This window comes from Halorientalis sp. IM1011 (assembly GCF_001989615.1).
Taxonomy (GTDB): Archaea; Halobacteriota; Halobacteria; order Halobacteriales; family Haloarculaceae; genus Halorientalis.
The window spans coordinates 3,273,895-3,290,939 of sequence record NZ_CP019067.1; the positions used below are offsets into that span (position 1 = coordinate 3,273,895).

Here is a 17,045-nt window from a genome sequence, read left to right on the forward strand (position 1 = left end):
GACGAACGACCGTGTTATCGCCGTATCGGTGATCGATCTCCGGGATGCTCTTGCAGGGACCCTACAACCGACTGGACCAAAAGCCCGCCGCCGGTTCCCGGAACGTGGGAACCGCTCACTCTCTCCGTTCCTCGACGCAGTCCTCGATGGGGTCGAGCAGGTCGTCGGCGACCGCGTACGGGTCGGTCTCGCGGTCAAGCACGCGGTCGACGAACTCTTCGAGGCCGCCGCGAGCCTCGATCTCCTCGGCCAGCAGGTCGGCCGTATCCTCACGCAGGAGCGTCCGGATCTCGGACGCGTAGCGGTCGCGGGCCTTGGCCTCCAGTCGTCCCGACTCGACCAGATACTCGCGGTGGTCCTCGAGGACCGAGAGGAGTTCGTCCAGCCCGTCGCCGCTCTTGGCCACGGTCTCGACGATGGGTGGCGTCCACGAGGGTGCCTCGCCGTCGTCACTCTCACCGTCGGTCGCGCCGTTGTCGGTCGCTCCCTCCCCGCCTCCATCGTCACCGGTCTTCTCGATCGCGCCGTGGTGACCTGTTGCGACCGCGAGTTCGTCACGGCGCATCTCGATCATCTCGCGGAGTTCCTGGACCGTCCTGTTGGCCCCGTCGAGGTCGGCCTTGTTGACGACGAAGAGGTCGGCGATCTCCAGAATCCCCGCTTTCAGCATCTGTACGTCGTCGCCGCTGGCCGGCGGTACCAGCACCGCGACGGTGTCGGCGGTCCGGACGATGTCGACTTCGTTCTGTCCCGCGCCGACGGTCTCGATGATGATCTTGTCCTTGCCGAAGGCGTCCAGCGCCTTGACGGCGTCCGTCGTGGCGGTCGAGAGCCCGCCTAGCGTCCCCCGGGCCGACATCGAGCGAAAGAACACGTCCATGTCGCCGGTGTTCGAGGCCATCCGGATGCGGTCACCTAGCACTGCCCCGCCCGTGAACGGTGAGGAGGGATCGATAGCGATGACGCCGACGGTGAGTCCGCGGTCGCGGTACTCCTCGGCCATCTTGTCCACCAGCGTGGACTTGCCCGCGCCGGGGCTGCCGGTGATGCCGATCACGTCGGCGTGGCCCGTGTGCTGGTGGAGGTCCGACACCAGATCACGGTAGCCCGGCGCGCGGTCCTCGATCTTCGTGATCGTGCGGGCCAGCGCCCGGTGGTCCCCGTCCAGCAGGTCCTCGACCAGGGTCATCGTCGCTCGGGCACGTTCTCCCGGACGAAGTCGACGATCTCGTCCATGGACGCACCGGGACCGAAGATCCGCGCGACGCCGAGGTCGCGGAGTTCGTCACGGTCCTCCTCGGGGATGATCCCGCCGACGAGGATCAGCGTGTCCTCTCTGGCTCCGTACTCTTCGAGTCCCTCCATGATCTTCGGCACGAGCGTGCTGTGGGCACCCGAGAGGATGGAGATACCGAGCACGTCGACGTCCTCCTGGACCGTCGCCTGTACGATCTCGTCGGGCGCTTTGTGCAGCCCCGAGTAGATGACCTCGAAGCCGGCGTCGCGGAACGCCCGCGCGATGACGTGTGCGCCGCGGTCGTGGCCGTCCAGCCCGACCTTCCCGACGAGACACCTGATCGTCCGCTGTTCCTGCGCTTCGCTCATGCCATCTCGTAACACGTTGGTGACTTTCACTCTTGTCGTTGGCGTCGCCCGGTGGCGATCGGAATTTGGACCAGTGCTGTTCGCCAGAATGCGACGGACTGATAGCCGAGGCGTCCGGAGACACCGCTATGGCAGTCGCCGACGACCAAAGCTGGCCGAAAGCGCACCCGCGCGCCGTCACGACCGTCCTGTCGATCGTCGGATACGCGCTGGTGATCGGCGCGTTCGGCGGGTTCCTCCCCCTGCCGGATCTCAGCCGGGAGACGGTCATCTTCCTGGGTGACGCCATCGCCGTCGTCAACACGCTCGCGCTCACTGCGATCGTCGCCGGCGTCTACTTCATCCGGAACGGCGAGATCCGCAAACACCGCGCCGCCATGTTGACCGCGTTCACGCTCATCATGGTCTTTCTCGTCCTCTACCTCCTGAAGGTCGGTGGAGGATTCGAGAAGGCCATCACCGCCGAGGGTGCGGTCTGGGTCGCCTACATCGTCATGCTCGCGATCCACATCCTCCTGTCGGCGCTTGCCGTGCCAGTCGTCCTCCACGCCGTCGTCCTCGGCCTGACCCACTCGCCCGAGGAACTTCGGAACACGTTGCACGCCAGGGTCGGTCGGATCGCCGTCGCGGCATGGGGCCTCTCGCTCGCGCTCGGGATCATCACGTACCTCATGCTCAACCACATCTATAGCTGGACGCCGCGCGGCCACAGCGTCGGCCTGCTCTTCCTGCTGGCTTCGACGCGGCCGCTGTTCGATCGCGATTGATCGCACCGGGGATCGATCCGGAACGGTCCCTCGATGTTCTCGCCGACCTACCAGCGACCCCTATCTCGGTCTGGAGTACCTGTTCCGTATCGGTTACTGGCCAATATAGAACTCCGTTCGTGCCAAAGGCCCGGTACCGGAGTCGAATCCTTGCCTGGTCGATGGGACGACAGACGTGGTGTGGTCGGTGGTCTGAGACGATATTCGATCGCCGAAACGGTCGAACCGACGCATTACAGGCTCGATTGATCCGGTATAGACGTATCACCACTATTTCGGCCACAACCGAAATTTTGTATTGCGACATGTGATTTATCCATCGCCCAGCCGACGCCAGTTTTCGAATATTTTTACTCGGTTTTGAAATATTATTTCACCACAGGTGGCCGTACCAGCCCCAGAACAGGTGTCCCGTACCTGGGGACCTGGAGTTAGAGTCCCGACTCGCGGGAAGTCGGGTCGCGTTTTATTGCACTGACGGGAGTATTGACGACAGGATGTACGACCGGATTCTCGTTCCGACCGACGGGAGCGACCACGCGGTTCGGGCGGCCGAACACGCGCTGGCGCTCGCACGGGCGTTCGACGCGACGGTGCGCGTGATCGGAGTCGTGGATATTCAGAGTGTGGCGGGGCCGTTTAACGCCGGTGGCGTCGACGACGAGTTCGTGGACGGACTGAAATCGCAGGCTCGCGAATCCATCGAAGCGGTGGAAGCGCTCACCGACGAACGCGTCGAGACGGACGTTCTGGAAGGGACACCTGCCAAATCGATCGTCGACGACGCAGCGGACTTCGACGCCGATCTGATCGTGATGGGAACTCACGGACGAACCGGAATCAACCGCTACGTGGTCGGGAGTGTGACGGAACGCGTCGTTCGACTCGCCGACGCACCCGTGCTGACCGCCCGCGCCGGTATCGAGGCCGGACCCGCTGGCGACTGCGACGACGTGCTGATTCCCACCGATGGAAGCGACTACGCGACGGTCGCCGTCGACCACGGCATCGCGATCGCCGACCGATTCGACGCCAGAGTTCACGCCGTCTCCATCGTCGACGTGGGGGATATCGCGATGCGAGTGGATTACACGCCACCGACTGAGACACTCGAACGCGTCCGGAACGAGCGTTCCGACGCGAGCGAGGCGGTCGCAGAACGGGCGCGCGAGGCCGGTCTCGACGTCCGAACGGAGGTCCGGGAGGGATTCCCGGCAGCAGGCTTGCTGGAGTATGCCGGTGAGGAAGGGATCGATCTGATCGCTATGGGGACGCACGGTCGAACCGGGCTGAATCGGTATCTGCTGGGGAGTACCACCGAACGGATCGTCCGCCACGCGGACGCTCCCGTACTCGCCGTGAACGCCCGAAAACGGTCCAATTGATCACGGTCCGCGCGCCCCCCGATCCGCGGCGAGCCAGTACGGCAAGGACGCGTAGACGAGTGCGTTGGCCCGGAGCGCGTCGACGGTCGTGTACTCGTCGACACCGTGGACGGTGTCGGTCCCGATACCGAACTCTACGGTCGGGATGCCGGCGTTGCGGAGTGTTTTCGCGTCACCGCCGCCGGTCGCACTCCGACGGTAGACACGGTCGTCGGTCACTGCTCGTGCTGCCTCCGTCACGGCCGTGACGAGCGGACTGTCGAGCGGTTCGTAGGTTCCGACGCTCCAGGAAACGTCTTCGATGTGGATTCCCGCGCAGTCCGCGGCGCAGTCCCGAATTTTCCGGAGGACGTCACGGGTCTGGACGCCCGCCGTCAGTCGGATGTCGAGTCGCGCCGTCGCCGACGCCGGAACGCTGTTGACACTCTCTCCGCCCTCGATCGTCCCGAGGTTGATCGTCGGATACTCGAACAGGTCGCGCGCGGCCGCCTCACCCATGCTCGGGGCGTAGTACTCGACCGATTCCGTAACGATGTCCTCGATTTCGGGCTGCATATCGAATCGGACTGTCCCGAACTCCGACCGGATTCGTTCGACGGCGTCGTAGAGCCGGTCGATAGCGTTCTCACCGAGTACCGGTCGCGATCCGTGTGCGGCGGTGCCATCGGCCGCGAGCGTCAACCACACGCTACCTTTGTCGGCGACAGTTACGGAGTGTCGACCGTTCTCACAGGTTGTTTCCCCGATAACACACCAGTCGGCGTCGATCCGACCGCTGTCCAGCAGTGTCGGCAGACCCGGTTCGCCGGCGATCTCCTCGTCGCTCACGAACGCGAACTGCAGCGTCACCGGGGGTACCGTTCCTGTCTCGGCGTACGCCTCGGCGACCGACAGCATAGCGGCGAGCGCTCCTTTCATATCCGTCGCACCGCGGCCGTAGATCCTGTCTTCGCTCCGTTCACCGAGCGGATCGTGTTCCCACGCCGACGGGTCGTACGGGACCGTGTCGAAGTGACCGTTGTACAGCAGCGTGGAGTCGGAAGCTCCCGGAATCCGCGCCAGCAGATTGGGCTTCGCGGGATCAGTGAGCACACGCTCGGTCTCGATCCCGAACGACTCGAACCGCGACTCGACGGCGTCCACGATAGTGGTAGTCTCACCGGGGGGATTGGCCGTGTCGATCGCCAGTAATTCCAGCAGCTGGTCGACGGTCGAGTCCGTCCGGTCCTCGACAGCCTCCGCCAACGTCACCGGAACGCGGTCGCCCGACATACGCGTTCGTCACCCCTCCGTCTCGCACGTGTCGATTCCCGCACCGGTGTAGATCAGGCACCGCTGGGTCGCCCCGGTGACCACCAACACAGCACCCAGGACGACCATCACCGCCCCGACTGCGGGACTCGCGGCCCAGAACCGACCGATCGCCGCTGCACCCGCGATCGCGACCAGCACACCGAGCACGATCCGTACCACTCGGTCCAGATTCCCGACATTTCTGTCCATATATACGCTACGAACGCCATGGTATTGTATATTGTGGGTAGTGGGCATGATACCCCTCCTGACATCAGCTCAGGGGCCGGAATAAGACCGAATCATCGGGCTATGGCGTTTCGTGTGGCCCGGCACTCGACGTGGTATTGTGGGATTAGCACAAAACAACTAAATAGGTCCAGAATATACTATTGGGTGATGAGCGAAAATAGGCCCATAGACGATATCCGGGAAGAGAAGATCGAGGAACTCCGCGAGTCGGCCGGCGGGAGCGCCGACGGAACGCCCTCGGAACCCATCCACATCGGGTCACCGGGCGATCTGTCCGAGACCGTTGACCAGAACGACGTGGTCCTCGTGGACTTCTACGCCGACTGGTGTGGTCCCTGCAAGATGCTCGAACCGACCGTCGAGGAACTCGCGGCCGAGACGGATGCGGCCGTCGCGAAGGTCGACGTGGATCAGAACCAGCAACTCGCCGGCCAGTACGGCGTCCAGGGCGTCCCCATGCTTCTCCTGTTCGCCGACGGCGAGCCCGTCGAGAAGATGGTCGGCGTCAAGAGCAAAGACGACCTCGCAGGCCTGATCGGCGCTTACAACTAGGCGGTAGTCGCCGGCCTCAGTGTTCGAAGTTCTTTTCGCCCGCCTCGATACGTACGTCGAGCCAGTTCTCCATCGGCGGGAGCGGACACTCGTAGCGATCCGAGTACGCACAGGTCGGGTTGTACGCCTCGTTGAAATCGAGGATCCACGTTCCCTCGTCGGTCCGGTGATGGTCGGGTTCGAGGTCGATGTATCGGCCCGCGCCGTAGGTCTCCTCGCCGCTGGTTTCGTCCCGGAACGGTACCCAGAGCCGGTCTTCGCTGGGGTCGCCCTTGTAGGCAGTAATATCGACTCCTTCGCCGCCGATCTCGACAGCGAACTCGCCCCACGCGAGATACTCCTGTTCGCCGTCCGTACTGGTCCCGACGACGACCGGTTCGGGGTCGTCGTAGCGGTCGAGTTCCACCTCGAACCGGTAGTCCGGATCGACCGGATAGTAGTCCAGGCCGTCGAAGTCCCCACGCTCGTCCTCGGGGATCGGTGACCGTGGGTCATCCCCGAAGTACTGGTCTTTCTGGCGTCGCTGTGCCTCGATGTCGTCGATCCAGTCTTCGGCGGTGTCCATACCGTGTAGTTTTGTACTAAAGATACAAAAGCACGTCGTCCGATAGCACCTGTGCATCTATTTCTCTGTACTCACGTCAGGATTTCGGCGCGTGTGTAGTGATCAGAATATATAATTCAGCTTCGGTCGTACCTTTTGGTATTGTAAAGTAATAACAATACTTTATTAGCGGTGCGGTCGTAGGTGCGTGTATGACAGCACCAGTAGTCGTCGTCGGCGGCGACGCGGCGGGGATGAGTGCCGCGAGCAAGTTCAAACGCGCCGCTCCGGACCGGGAGGTCGTCGTGTTCGAGCGCGGCGAGTGGGTCTCCTACGGTGCGTGTGGCCTGCCCTACTACGTGAAGGGCGCGGTCGAGACGCTTTCGGACCTCGTCTCGGTGACGCCCGAGGAGTTCGTCGAGAAGCGCGACATCGACCTCCGGACGAACCACGAAGTGACGGCCATCGACCGCGAGTCACAGACGGTGACCGTCGACGGCCCAGACGGCGAGTTCGAGCACTCCTACGGCGACCTGCTCGTCGCGACCGGCGCACGCGCCGTCGAGCCTCCGCTCGACGGGATGGACAAAGAGGGTGTATTCACTCTCCACAGCATGGGCGCGGGGGCCGACATCAGGCAGGCACTCGGCGTCGAGACTCCGTCGGTGGACTCCCGCGAGGCGGCTGCGACGTACGCCGACGCCGAGTCCCCCGAGTCGGTCGGGATCATCGGTGGCGGCTACGTCGGCATCGAGATGGCCGAGGCCTTCGCCGAGCGCGGTCTCGACGTACATCTCTTCGAGATGTTGGACCATACGCTCCAGCCGTTCGGGGCCGAGGCGGCCGCGACCGTCGAGGACCACCTTCGCGAGCAGGGGATCGACCTCCACCTCGACACGCCGGTCGACGCCATCACCGGCGACGGACGCGTCTCGGCCATCGCCGCTGGCGACGAGGACGTGCCCGTCGACCTCGCCCTCGTCGGTGTCGGCGTCGCGCCCAACACGGAACTCGCCGAGGACGCGGGCATCGAACTCGGCGAGACGGGCGCTATCGCGACCGACGAGTACGGGCGGACGAACGACGACCACGTCTACGCCGCCGGTGACTGTGCCGAGGCGACGCACGTCGTGACCGGCGAGCCGGATCACGTCCCGCTCGCGCTGACGGCCAACCGTGCCGGCCGGGCCATCGGGCAGACACTGGCCGGCGACCCGACGCCCGTCGGCGAGATCGCCGGCACGGCCGCGGTGAAAGCCTTCGACCTCGAGGTCGCCCGCACGGGACTGATCGACGAGGAGCGCGCCCGCGAGGCCGGGTTCGACCCCGTCTCGGTGACGATCACCGCGCCGTCGCGCGCCCACTACTACCCCGGCGGCTCGGAGATTCAGATCACGATGCTCGGGGACAGCGAGAGCGGTCGCGTCCTCGGCGCGAGCATGGTCGGCCGCGAGGGCGTCGCCAAGCGAATCGACACCGTCGCGGCGGCGCTGCACACCGAGATGACGGCCCACCAGCTCTCCTACCTCGATCTGGCGTACGCGCCCCCGTTCAGCCCGGTGTGGGACCCGGTCCTCACCGCCGCGAAGGTTCTGGAGGGGAAACTGGAATGAGTGACGCCATCACCGCCTTCGAGCGACGGTTGCTGTCCGAACTGGCCACGGAGGAGCGGCCACCCGCCGCGCTCGCGGTCGCGCTCGATACCGACCTCGGGACGATCCTCGAAACGACAGCCGCACTGCAGGCCCGCGGTCTGCTGGAGCGTCAGGGGTTCGACACCTGTCGGTTGACCGACCGCGGGCGCGAACACCTCGCGGAGCGACCTGCCTGAAATGCCCATCGTCGCCCCCTTCGAGGAACACACCGACCGGTACGACCGCTGGTTCGAGAGCCACGAGACGGTCCACGAGTCGGAACTGGCGGCCGTCCAGCGAGCGCTCCCCGCGGTCGAACCCGGCGAGGCCGTCGAGGTCGGCGTCGGCAGCGGCCAGTTCGCGGCCCCGCTCGACATCGGCCTCGGCGTCGACCCGTCACCCGCGATGCTCTCCCGGGCGCGCGACCGGGGCGTCACCGCGATCCAGGGCGTCGCGGAGGCAGTTCCGTTACGGGACGACAGCGTGTCCGCCGCCGTCCTCGTGACGTCGATCTGTTTCGTCGACGACGTGGACCGGACGTTGGCCGAGGCTCGTCGCGTTCTCGCCCCGGGCGGCACGCTCGTGATCGGGTTCGTCGCCCGCGAGAGCCCGCTGGGGGAACGCTACCGGGAGAAACGCGACTCGAATCCCTTCTACCGCGACGCGACGTTCGTGGCGGTGCCGGACCTGCTCGACGCACTCGACCGGGCCGGGTTCGAGAATATCGAGGCCGTCCAGACGCTGTTTGGAGAACCAGGTAGTATGGACGAGCCCGATCCCGTCGAGGAAGGCTGGAGTAACGGGTCGTTCGTCGTCGTCAGCGGCCGGGCGCCGGACTGACCCCGGAGACCGAATACGTCCTACTTCTCGTTCAGGTCCTGCCCGAGCGCGCGGGCGACGGCGAGCATGAAGCCCATGCCCGACTGTACGTCGGGGTCCCGCATCGCCTTGACCATCCCGACCACACCCGGGGGCTCCGCTGGCTGGTCGCCGGCCTCGCCGACCGCCTCCAGGACGGACTCCAGCGAGCCCGCCACGTCTTCGTCGGCGGCGGTGTCGGCGAGTTCGCCCAGACGCGAACCCGTCGCGGTCAGGTTCTGGACCATCTCGTCGTCCATCGCCGCCGTCAACAGCGAGAGGGTGTCCGCCAGCGCGAGCACGTCGTCGAGCGTCCCCGACCGCTGGAGGCGGGCCAGCGTCTCGATGGCCTCGGCCAGATCGCCCGCGTTCTCGCCGGCAGCCTCGCCCAGCTGGGCCGCCTCGGGCGTCGCGAGCCCGTCCGCGGCCGCGCCGAGGTTCGTCCCGGTCGCCGCCAGATTCTGAACCATCTCGTCGTCCATCGCGGACGTGGCGACTGCCGTCCCGTCCAGCAGGTCGTTGACCTCCCCGAGATTGTCGAGGAAGCGCGCGACCTCCTCGGGATGCTCGGCGACGGCCTCACGGACTTCCGGCGGGAGGTCGCCACCGGCGTCGGCCGGTCCGGTGTCGGCGTCCACGTCGGCCGCCGCCTCGTCCGTGCCGGTCTCGTCTTGTTGTTGTTCTGCCATGGTCGTCACCTCACAGGAGTCCCCTGGCGGTGAGCCAGTAGGACTCGTTGTAGCCGAGTTTCGCCCAGTGAACGGGCTTGGACGGTTCCCGTACCGTGGGCTGGGTACCGTACTCGAAGTCGACGAACGTCGCCTCGTCCATCCCGCTCTCGATGAAACAGACGGTCTTGCCGTCGTAGGTCGCGGTCGGCGTCTGGCCGCGCGTGCGGCTGGCGATGCGGTCGGCGACCGCGCCGGCCTCGTAGTGGGCGACGCTGCCGGCCTTGCTCGTCGGCACGTCCGCCAGATCGCCCAGCACGTACACGTCCTCGGCGTGCTCGGATTCGAGCGTGTGTTTGTCCACGTCGGCCCAGCCGTCGTCGCCGAGGCCGGCCTCGGTCACGAGGTCGCTGCCGGCGTGGGGCGGAATCCCCACCAGCAGGTCGTAGTCGAGTTCCGTGCCCTCCATCGAGTGGAGAACGCCCTCCTCGGGATCGACCTCGTCGGCGTTGAAGAACGTCTCGACGTTGATGTTCCGTTCCTCGAAGGCTTCGCTAGCCCAGTCGGCGACGTTCTGGATCGCGTGGGCCCGCTGGATCGGGTAGGTGTAGGTGATCTCGACGTCCTCGCGCAGGCCGCGCTCGCGGAACCAGGCGTCGGCCATCAGCACGAACTCGACGGGCGCTGCCGGGCACATATGCGGCGTGCCGATCACCGAGAGGACGAGATGGCCCTCCGTGAACTCGGCCATCTCGTCGCGGAGCGCGTCCGCGCCGTCGGGCCCGTAGAAGTGGTGCCCGCCCTCGGCGAGGCCCGGTAACTCCTCGGGCACTAGCTGTGCGCCGAGCGCCAGCGCCAGCTGGTCGTAGGCCATCGAGCCACCGTCTCTGAGCGACAGGCGCTTGCCGTCGGTGTCGATCCCCGTGACGCGGTCGATCTCGATGTCGACCGCGCGGTCGACGAGATCGGCGAGGGGGCGTTTCGCGTCCTCGACCGTCTTCTTCCCGAAGGGGACGTAGAGGAACGTGGGCTTGTACACGTGGTCTGGGTCGTCGGAGACGAGCGTGACCCGGGCGTCACCGCGCTCGATCTCCGGGCCGAGTTTCTCGGCTAACCGGTTCGCGAGCACGGTGCCGCCCGTGCCGCCGCCGACGACGACGATGTGTTCAGTCATGGGTAGATGAAAACGGTGATGAACCGCTCAGTTGATTTCGACGTACATACTCCAGTAGTCGTCGTGCTCGACGGTCTCCAGGAGGTCGTGGCCGGCCTCGTCCAGCCACTCCGGCACGTCGCCCTTGGACCCGCTGTCCGAGGTCTGCAGTTCGATGACGGTGCCCGGGTCGGCCTCCTTGACCTTCCCGATGAGGTCCATCAGCGGACCGGGGCAGGTTGCACCGCGCGAGTCGATCGTAACGTCGGGGTCGAGTTCTGTTTCGCTCATTGGTATGTAGTGTTGTGGTATGTTCGAACAGCCGATGCTCAGACGAAGACGACCTGTTTGTCCTGGGCCCGGTTCAGGAAGCCCGAGACGCCCAGCGATTCGTCGAACACGTCGACGTAGTCGTCCAGGTCCTGACCCATCAGCTCCATCGCCATTTCGCAGGCGTAGAGTTTCAGCGGGCCGATCTCTTTGGCCTGTGCGAACTGTTCGGTGAACAGCGGCACGTCCATGTCCTCCGCCTCCAGCATCCGTGCACCGACGGGCCCGACGTCGAAGTCGCCGGACTCCACCGTCTCTTTCTCGAAGGGAAGCAGTCCCTCCATCGTGGCGAACACCTCGACGGGGACGTCCGACGCCGCAGCGACGGACGCGATGGTGCTGACCGCCTGTACACGGGACAATTCCTTCGACGCGAGGACGATTGCATAGCCTGTCATGGGTCCAGTTACTTCTACGCCGTGCACGTATATAGTAGTGTACTCAATTCCCAATATACAAGAATACCAAAGACGACAGCGACGACTCGAACCGGAACTGGTCGGAGAACGTTCGTCCGTCGGTCAGCGGGTCGTTGCGGGCCGGGTCACGTTTCCGAGGGGGTCGTCGGAGCCGCCTCGTCCTCGTACTTCGTGCGGAACTCCTGGATCAACTGGCCGATCTGGGCGTACCAGTCGTTGAGCAGTCGCTGCATGTCGTCGGTGACCTCCTCCGGATCGGCGGGATAGTAGACGTGGTAGTACCCGCCCTGTTCGTAGTTGATCTGCTCTTTCTGGACGAGGCCAGTCTGGAGCAGCCGCTGGATCGATCGGTACGCCGTCGAACGTTCCCGTTCGACTCGCTCGGCGATCTCGTCGACCGTCAGCCGCTCGTCGCTCGCCGCGAGCGTCTCGAAACACTCCCTGTCGAGGTCCTTGAGGCCGTGAAGACACTCCAGGAGCCCCTCACACTCCATGTCCTGACGCAACATTTCCGCCATCGAGTCTGCCATAGGTGTACGTAGTCGGCGTACCGCTAAAAGAGTTATGTATGTTCCACACAACACTCCGCGGCGCTCGGGGAGAATCGCTACGACCGCGAACGGAGTGGCCGGTTAGACCAGGAGCTGGATGTCGGCGTCGGCCATCTCCTCGAGCGCCGTCGCGGCACCGACCCCGAGGGTCACGTCGTCGTAGAAGTCGTCTTCGTCGTAGTCCATCAGCTCGATGGTCATCTGGCAGGCCTGCATCTCGACGCCCATGTCGAAACAGGTGTCAAGCAGTTCCTCGATGCTGGCCGTGTCGTTGTCGTCGATGCGCTTTCGCATCATCTTCGTCGTCACGCGGTCCATCCCGGGGAGGGACGCGATGGCGTTCGGGACGGGCATGTTCGGGTTGCCGACCGAACTCATCTGGAGGTCCTGAGAGTGTTCCTCGTGGAGGATGTCCAGGCCCCAGAACGTGTGGAAGACGGTCACGTCCCAGCCGAAGGCGGCGGCCGTCGACGCGAGGATCAACGGGGGATAGGCCATGTCCAGCGTCCCCTTGGTCGCGATGATGACCATCGACTTCTGCCCGTCGTCGACTTCGGTCTCGACGGCCGCCAGCTCGTCTTCGAGTTCGTCTACGCGTGCGCGCAATTCCTCGAGTTCGGCTGGGTCTATGTCCAGTTCCGGACCGTCTGCCTCCGCGGTCTCGTCTGTCTCCGTACTCATTCCTCCACCTGCACGTAGTGGACGTAGACGCTCTCGCCGCCCTCCTCGCGCTCTTCCTGATCGAGCAGTGTCACACCGCTGGTGCCGTCGGCCCAGCCGTCGAGGTCGCTCATGCTGCCCGAGTCCGTCGCGACGACCTCCAGCACGTCGCCGTCGCCGAGGTCGTCGATCGCCTGCTTGGTCTTCACGACCGGCATGGGGCAGGAGAGTCCTTTCACGTCCAGCGTGTCGGTTACGTCTGCTTCGTGGCTCATGTTGTGTCCTCGGAGTACAATACTATGCCCGACCTTGATAATTGTGTCGTTTACAACCACTACTACACTGCCACCAGCACTTTGAATGCCGATACAAGGCACGGTAGGAAGGGTATGGCGAAAACAGTATTGTGTGACTGGTGGTTTGCTATGCAAATCCTTTTGGCCGAGCAGCCGGTACGGACTGGTGAGACATGACCACTAAGAGATCCGATACGGTAGCCCGCTCGGGCGGGGTGACCCGTCCATGATCGGTGCCGAACTGTTTCCCAACGGCATCGCGCGGTACCTGATCGGCGGGTTGTTCATCGGCGGCGGCGCGTCGCTGATCTACCTCTCGACCGGCATCATAGCAGGCGCGAGTACGTTCCTCGAATCGACGCTCTCGTACGTCTCGAACGTTCCGCGGTTCAACCGGCTCCCGTACGTGAGCTCACGGGACTGGCGCGTCGTGTTCACGCTCGGGATCGTGCTCGGGGCCGGCGTCTACGCCGTCCTCTGGCAGGGCGGCGCGTGGACCACCGACGTGCAGTGGTGGCGGTTGCTCGGCGGCGGCGTCCTCGTCGGGGTCGGCACCCGCCTCGGCAAGGGGTGTACGTCCGGCCACGGCGTCTGTGGCGTCGGCTCGCTCTCGTCGACCTCGATCGTGAACGTCGCGACGTTCATGGCCGTCGCCATCGGGACCGCCCAGCTGGTGCAGGCCCTGGGGGTGTCGCCATGAGCGACCGCGGCCCGGCGTTCTACCTGTCCATCCTCGTCGGCGGCCTGATCTTCGGCTTCGGGCTCGCCTACAGCCACATGGCCCGCCCGGAGATCGTTCTGGATTTCCTCCAGTTCGAGGACCTCGGCCTGCTGTTCGTGATGGGCGGGGCGGCCGTGGTGACCGCGATCGTCTTCACCGTCGCGACGAACTTCCTCAACGACGCCCCGCTCACCGGCGAGGAGTACGTTCGCCGGGTGAAGTCCTTCGACCGCAACGTCGTCGTCGGCGGTGTCGTCTTCGGAGCCGGCTGGGGGCTCTCCGGGATCTGTCCCGGTGCCGCCTACGCCAGCGTCGGCATCGGCAACTGGCCGATCCTCTGGGCCGTCGCCGGGATGTTCCTCGGCGCGTACGCGCAGGGCCTCCTTCGCTCGCGGCTGACCGATTCGAGCGCCGGCCCCGCCACGGCCGACTGATTCGTTTTCCTCTCCGCGTTCGCGCGCGATTGTTGCTATCGTTCTCCGAACCTCTTCTCCACCCTCACGTCGACCCCCAGTAGTTACTCGTAACTTATCCATCGGTATCAGTCCGTTATGGCGATATTGTATTGTACGCTAAACCCAAAACCGTTATTTACCCGCTTGGACTACACACTCCTGTGCAGAATTTCACACTCGCTGCAAGACCGATGATACAGGTGAGTTCAGATGTTCGGAATTGAGACGCTCGGCGGGAACGCACAGGCCGTCGTCCTCGTCGGCATCGTCCTCCTCGAGGCGCTGGTGCTGTACGTCGCCTACGGCGGACTGGAGACGTGGCTCGGCCCGCGGTTCAGGCGCGTACTCGAAGGACGGTGTGCGGTGCTGGACGCGATACTCATGCGCTGTCAGACCACCGAGAACGGAGGTGTCGATAGATGATGGAAGTGTTCGGCGTCAGCGCCACGTTGCTGGCGACCTTCACGGGTTTCGGCCTGCTCATCGGCATCCTCTTTGGCTTCTTCGGGATGGGCGGATCCTTCCTCGTGACGCCGGCATTGCTGGTCATGGGCTACGAGCCCAACGTCGCGGTCGGGTCCGGTCTGGCGTTCGTCTTCGGGACCTCGGTGATCGCGACGCTGAAACACCGTGATCTCGGGCAGGTCGACTACAAGCTCGGCGTGTTGATGATCGCCGGCACGACCGCAGGGATCGAGGTCGGCAAGATCGGACTGGAGTACCTCCAGCATATCGGACTGGCCGGCTCGGTCGTCAGCGTCGCCTACGTCCTCCTGCTCGGTGGCATCGGGGCGTTCGTGACCCGCGAGTCACTGAAAGGCTCCGACGACGACGGCGGCCTCGAACACGACGTCGACGAGGACGCGGACATCGACGACGCCGACATCCCCGACATCGCCCAGAAGATCCAGTCCTACCGCATCCCGCCCATGATGTCGCTCCGGGGCGGGTTCGAGGTCTCGCTGTGGATGATCCTCCTCGTGGCCTTCGCCACCGGCCTGCTGTCTGGCTTCCTGGGCGTCGGCGGCGGCTTCATCCGCATGCCCGCGCTGTTCTACCTGATCGGCGTGCCGGTGCCCGTCGCGGTCGGAACCGACCTGTTCGAGATCGTCTTCTCGGGCGGGATCGGCTCCTTCCTCTACGCCCAGTCCGGCGCGGTCGACCTGAGCATCGTCGTGCCGCTGCTGGCCGGGAGCGCGCTCGGCGCGCGCCTCGGCGCGGCCGCGACGAGCCTCGTCGAGGAAGAGGACATCAAGGTCTACTTCGGCGTCATGCTCCTGCTGGGAGCCGTCGCAGTCGCCATCCGCGAGGTCGGCAACGCGATCCAGATGCCGGTCCTCGACACGGTGAGCCTCGTGATCATCCTCGGCGCTGCGCTGCTGGTCAGTGGTGCCGTCTCCTACAGCGCCGTCCGCGAACTCCGCGACGAAGCCGCCGACCGGCCCGTCGCGACCGACGCCTGACCACTGCGGTCCGTCTCCACCCCGTATTGTTAATTTTCCACAACACAATTCTGCTGTAGTCCCGTCTCTCAACGGTGAAACCGTCTAATATTGCGGGAACTCGACGCCTGGTGAGAAGTAGTATTGCACAGGATGCGCAAGATATATGGGCATCACTCCCCAACGGATGAGTGTACATGGACGCTGATGACTTCCCGACCCCGGACGTTGCAGTGGACGAGATCGAACCGAGCGAACTGAAGGAGCGGATCGACGCGGGCGAATCGGTGACGATCCTCGACGCCCGGATGGAGAGCGACTTCGAGGAGTGGCACGTCGACGGGGATTCCGTCGAGATCGCGAACGTCCCGTACTTCCACTTCCTCGACGAGGACGTGGACGCGGACCTCTTGGAGCGCGTGCCCGAGGGCGACCCGCTGGTCGTTCTCTGTGCGAAGGGGGGCGCGAGCGAGTACGTCGCCGGCCGGCTGGCCGAGGCAGGTCGCGACGTCGTCCACCTCGAAGAGGGGATGAACGGCTGGGCCCGGATCTACGAGCGCGAGGAAGTGTCGCGTTACGACGGCCCGGGCGACCTCTACCAGTACCAGCGCCCCTCCAGTGGCTGTCTCGGCTACCTGCTCGTCTCCGACGACGAGGCGGCCGTCGTCGACCCGTTGCGTGCGTTCACGGATCGCTATCTCGACGACGCGGCCGAACTCGACGCCGAGTTGAGCTACGCGTTCGACACGCACATCCACGCCGACCACATCAGTGGCGTGCGCGCACTCGACGACCGCGGCGTCACCGGCGTTATCCCGGAGGCTGCCCGCCAGCGCGACGTGGCGTACATCGACGACCTCGAAACCGCCGAGGACGGCGACGTCTACGAGGTCGGCGAGGCCAGCGTCGAGACGATCCACACGCCGGGTCACACCAGCGGCATGACCTCCTATCTGCTGGGCGAGAGCCTGCTGGCGACTGGTGACGGCCTCTTCATCGAGAGCGTCGCTCGCCCGGACCTCGAAGAGGGCGACGAGGGTGCCCCCGACGCCGCGCGTCAGCTCTACGAGACGCTCCAGACGAAGGTCCTGACGCTCGACGACGACGTTCTCGTGGGCGGCGCACACTTCAGCGACGCCGCCGTTCCCGCCGACGACGGTACTTACACCGCCCCGATCGGCCAGCTCGAAGCCGAGATGGACGCGCTCACGATGGACGAACAGGAGTTCGTCGACCTCGTGCTCTCGGATATGCCGCCGCGGCCGGCCAACTACGAGGACATCATCGCGACGAACCTCGGTCAGCAGACGGCAGACGACGAGGAAGCCTTCGAACTCGAACTCGGCCCGAACAACTGCGCGGCCAGCCAGGACGCCCTCACCGGCGACTAAACCGACACCTGTTTTGTCGAGTATCGTCCACAGTACTGATACCAGTGAACAGGATTCACAGTTCTACGC

23 protein-coding genes are annotated in these 17,045 nt (G+C 65.0%); 11 read left to right on the forward strand and 12 right to left on the reverse strand.

The genetic code is table 11. The features are described from left to right. Positions 1–115: 115 nt before the first annotated feature. Together meaB and BV210_RS17035 are read right to left on the reverse strand one after the other, a co-directional pair. Positions 116–1,189, reverse strand: a complete 1,074-nt coding sequence (gene meaB, locus BV210_RS17030) for a methylmalonyl Co-A mutase-associated GTPase MeaB (protein ID WP_077207815.1) — start codon at positions 1,187–1,189, stop codon at positions 116–118. Beyond that, entirely contained in the window at positions 1,186–1,605 is a 420-nt protein-coding gene (locus BV210_RS17035) for a cobalamin B12-binding domain-containing protein (protein ID WP_077207816.1), read from the reverse strand. Before BV210_RS17035 ends, meaB begins: the two co-directional genes overlap by 4 nt. Positions 1,606–1,733: 128 nt before the next feature. Between BV210_RS17035 and BV210_RS17040 the strand changes: the two genes are divergently transcribed. Beyond that, complete coding sequence (locus BV210_RS17040) at positions 1,734–2,372, forward strand: DUF420 domain-containing protein (RefSeq protein ID WP_077207817.1); 639 nt, start codon at positions 1,734–1,736, stop codon at positions 2,370–2,372. A 497-nt stretch (positions 2,373–2,869) separates the two neighbouring features. Then, on the forward strand, positions 2,870–3,757 hold the full coding sequence (locus tag BV210_RS17045; RefSeq protein WP_077207818.1) for a universal stress protein: 888 nt from the start codon (positions 2,870–2,872) through the stop codon (positions 3,755–3,757). On the opposite strand, the gene BV210_RS17050 is transcribed toward BV210_RS17045, so the two are convergent. Further along, positions 3,758–5,029 carry a M20 family metallopeptidase gene (locus BV210_RS17050; protein WP_077207819.1) on the reverse strand — a complete coding sequence of 424 codons (1,272 nt, stop codon included), beginning with the start codon at positions 5,027–5,029 and terminating at the stop codon, positions 3,758–3,760. A 9-nt stretch (positions 5,030–5,038) separates the two neighbouring features. Further along, positions 5,039–5,260 (reverse strand): DUF2892 domain-containing protein, encoded by a 222-nt coding sequence (locus BV210_RS17055; protein WP_077207820.1) that lies wholly within the window; start codon positions 5,258–5,260, stop codon positions 5,039–5,041. Positions 5,261–5,449: 189 nt separating this feature from the next. Between BV210_RS17055 and trxA the strand changes: the two genes are divergently transcribed. Continuing rightward, entirely contained in the window at positions 5,450–5,854 is a 405-nt protein-coding gene (gene trxA, locus BV210_RS17060) for a thioredoxin (protein ID WP_077207821.1), read from the forward strand. Positions 5,855–5,870: 16 nt separating this feature from the next. Here the strand turns inward: trxA and BV210_RS17065 are convergent, their stop codons facing one another. Continuing rightward, positions 5,871–6,419 carry a DUF1684 domain-containing protein gene (locus BV210_RS17065; RefSeq protein WP_077207822.1) on the reverse strand — a complete coding sequence of 183 codons (549 nt, stop codon included), beginning with the start codon at positions 6,417–6,419 and terminating at the stop codon, positions 5,871–5,873. A 191-nt stretch (positions 6,420–6,610) separates the two neighbouring features. Here BV210_RS17065 and BV210_RS17070 point away from each other — a divergent pair, with 191 nt between their 5' ends. From BV210_RS17070 to BV210_RS17080, 3 genes are read left to right on the forward strand one after another with little or no spacing between them, the layout of a single operon-like run. Then, a complete protein-coding gene (locus BV210_RS17070) occupies positions 6,611–8,011 on the forward strand; it encodes an FAD-dependent oxidoreductase (protein WP_077207823.1) in 1,401 nt (466 codons plus the stop codon). Next, positions 8,008–8,229, forward strand: coding sequence for a hypothetical protein (locus tag BV210_RS17075; protein ID WP_077207824.1), 222 nt, complete (start codon positions 8,008–8,010; stop codon positions 8,227–8,229). Before BV210_RS17070 ends, BV210_RS17075 begins: the two co-directional genes overlap by 4 nt. 1 nt (position 8,230) lies before the next feature. Then, on the forward strand, positions 8,231–8,872 hold the full coding sequence (locus tag BV210_RS17080; RefSeq protein ID WP_077207825.1) for a class I SAM-dependent methyltransferase: 642 nt from the start codon (positions 8,231–8,233) through the stop codon (positions 8,870–8,872). A 20-nt stretch (positions 8,873–8,892) separates the two neighbouring features. On the opposite strand, the gene BV210_RS17085 is transcribed toward BV210_RS17080, so the two are convergent. The 7 genes from BV210_RS17085 to BV210_RS17115 all read right to left on the reverse strand — a co-directional run bounded on the left by BV210_RS17085 (position 8,893) and on the right by BV210_RS17115 (position 12,946). Further along, positions 8,893–9,579, reverse strand: a complete 687-nt coding sequence (locus BV210_RS17085; protein WP_077208094.1) for a DUF1641 domain-containing protein — start codon at positions 9,577–9,579, stop codon at positions 8,893–8,895. A 10-nt stretch (positions 9,580–9,589) separates the two neighbouring features. Beyond that, entirely contained in the window at positions 9,590–10,732 is a 1,143-nt protein-coding gene (locus BV210_RS17090; protein ID WP_077207826.1) for an NAD(P)/FAD-dependent oxidoreductase, read from the reverse strand. 27 nt (positions 10,733–10,759) lie between these two features. Continuing rightward, a complete protein-coding gene (locus BV210_RS17095) occupies positions 10,760–11,002 on the reverse strand; it encodes a sulfurtransferase TusA family protein (RefSeq protein ID WP_077207827.1) in 243 nt (80 codons plus the stop codon). A 38-nt stretch (positions 11,003–11,040) separates the two neighbouring features. Further along, on the reverse strand, positions 11,041–11,439 hold the full coding sequence (locus tag BV210_RS17100; RefSeq protein ID WP_077207828.1) for a DsrE/DsrF/DrsH-like family protein: 399 nt from the start codon (positions 11,437–11,439) through the stop codon (positions 11,041–11,043). Between the two features lie 146 nt (positions 11,440–11,585). Continuing rightward, complete coding sequence (locus BV210_RS17105) at positions 11,586–11,990, reverse strand: helix-turn-helix domain-containing protein (protein WP_077207829.1); 405 nt, start codon at positions 11,988–11,990, stop codon at positions 11,586–11,588. Positions 11,991–12,092: 102 nt separating this feature from the next. Then, on the reverse strand, positions 12,093–12,692 hold the full coding sequence (locus tag BV210_RS17110) for a DsrE/DsrF/DrsH-like family protein (RefSeq protein WP_077207830.1): 600 nt from the start codon (positions 12,690–12,692) through the stop codon (positions 12,093–12,095). Further along, a complete protein-coding gene (locus tag BV210_RS17115; RefSeq protein ID WP_077207831.1) occupies positions 12,689–12,946 on the reverse strand; it encodes a sulfurtransferase TusA family protein in 258 nt (85 codons plus the stop codon). The genes BV210_RS17110 and BV210_RS17115 overlap by 4 nt, the downstream gene beginning before the upstream one ends. A gap of 247 nt (positions 12,947–13,193) precedes the next feature. Here BV210_RS17115 and BV210_RS17120 point away from each other — a divergent pair, with 247 nt between their 5' ends. The 5 genes from BV210_RS17120 (at position 13,194) to BV210_RS17140 (ending at position 16,976) form a co-directional block, all read left to right on the forward strand. After that, a complete protein-coding gene (locus BV210_RS17120) occupies positions 13,194–13,667 on the forward strand; it encodes a YeeE/YedE family protein (protein WP_077207832.1) in 474 nt (157 codons plus the stop codon). Beyond that, positions 13,664–14,122 carry a DUF6691 family protein gene (locus BV210_RS17125; protein ID WP_077207834.1) on the forward strand — a complete coding sequence of 153 codons (459 nt, stop codon included), beginning with the start codon at positions 13,664–13,666 and terminating at the stop codon, positions 14,120–14,122. The genes BV210_RS17120 and BV210_RS17125 overlap by 4 nt, the downstream gene beginning before the upstream one ends. 231 nt (positions 14,123–14,353) lie before the next feature. Then, the gene (locus BV210_RS17130) at positions 14,354–14,566 is read left to right on the forward strand and encodes a hypothetical protein (protein WP_077207835.1); all 213 of its coding nucleotides are present in this window, start codon (positions 14,354–14,356) and stop codon (positions 14,564–14,566) included. Further along, positions 14,563–15,606 (forward strand): sulfite exporter TauE/SafE family protein, encoded by a 1,044-nt coding sequence (locus tag BV210_RS17135; protein ID WP_077207836.1) that lies wholly within the window; start codon positions 14,563–14,565, stop codon positions 15,604–15,606. The genes BV210_RS17130 and BV210_RS17135 overlap by 4 nt, the downstream gene beginning before the upstream one ends. Positions 15,607–15,782: 176 nt before the next feature. Beyond that, positions 15,783–16,976 carry an MBL fold metallo-hydrolase gene (locus BV210_RS17140; RefSeq protein ID WP_077207837.1) on the forward strand — a complete coding sequence of 398 codons (1,194 nt, stop codon included), beginning with the start codon at positions 15,783–15,785 and terminating at the stop codon, positions 16,974–16,976. Positions 16,977–17,045 lie beyond the last annotated feature (69 nt).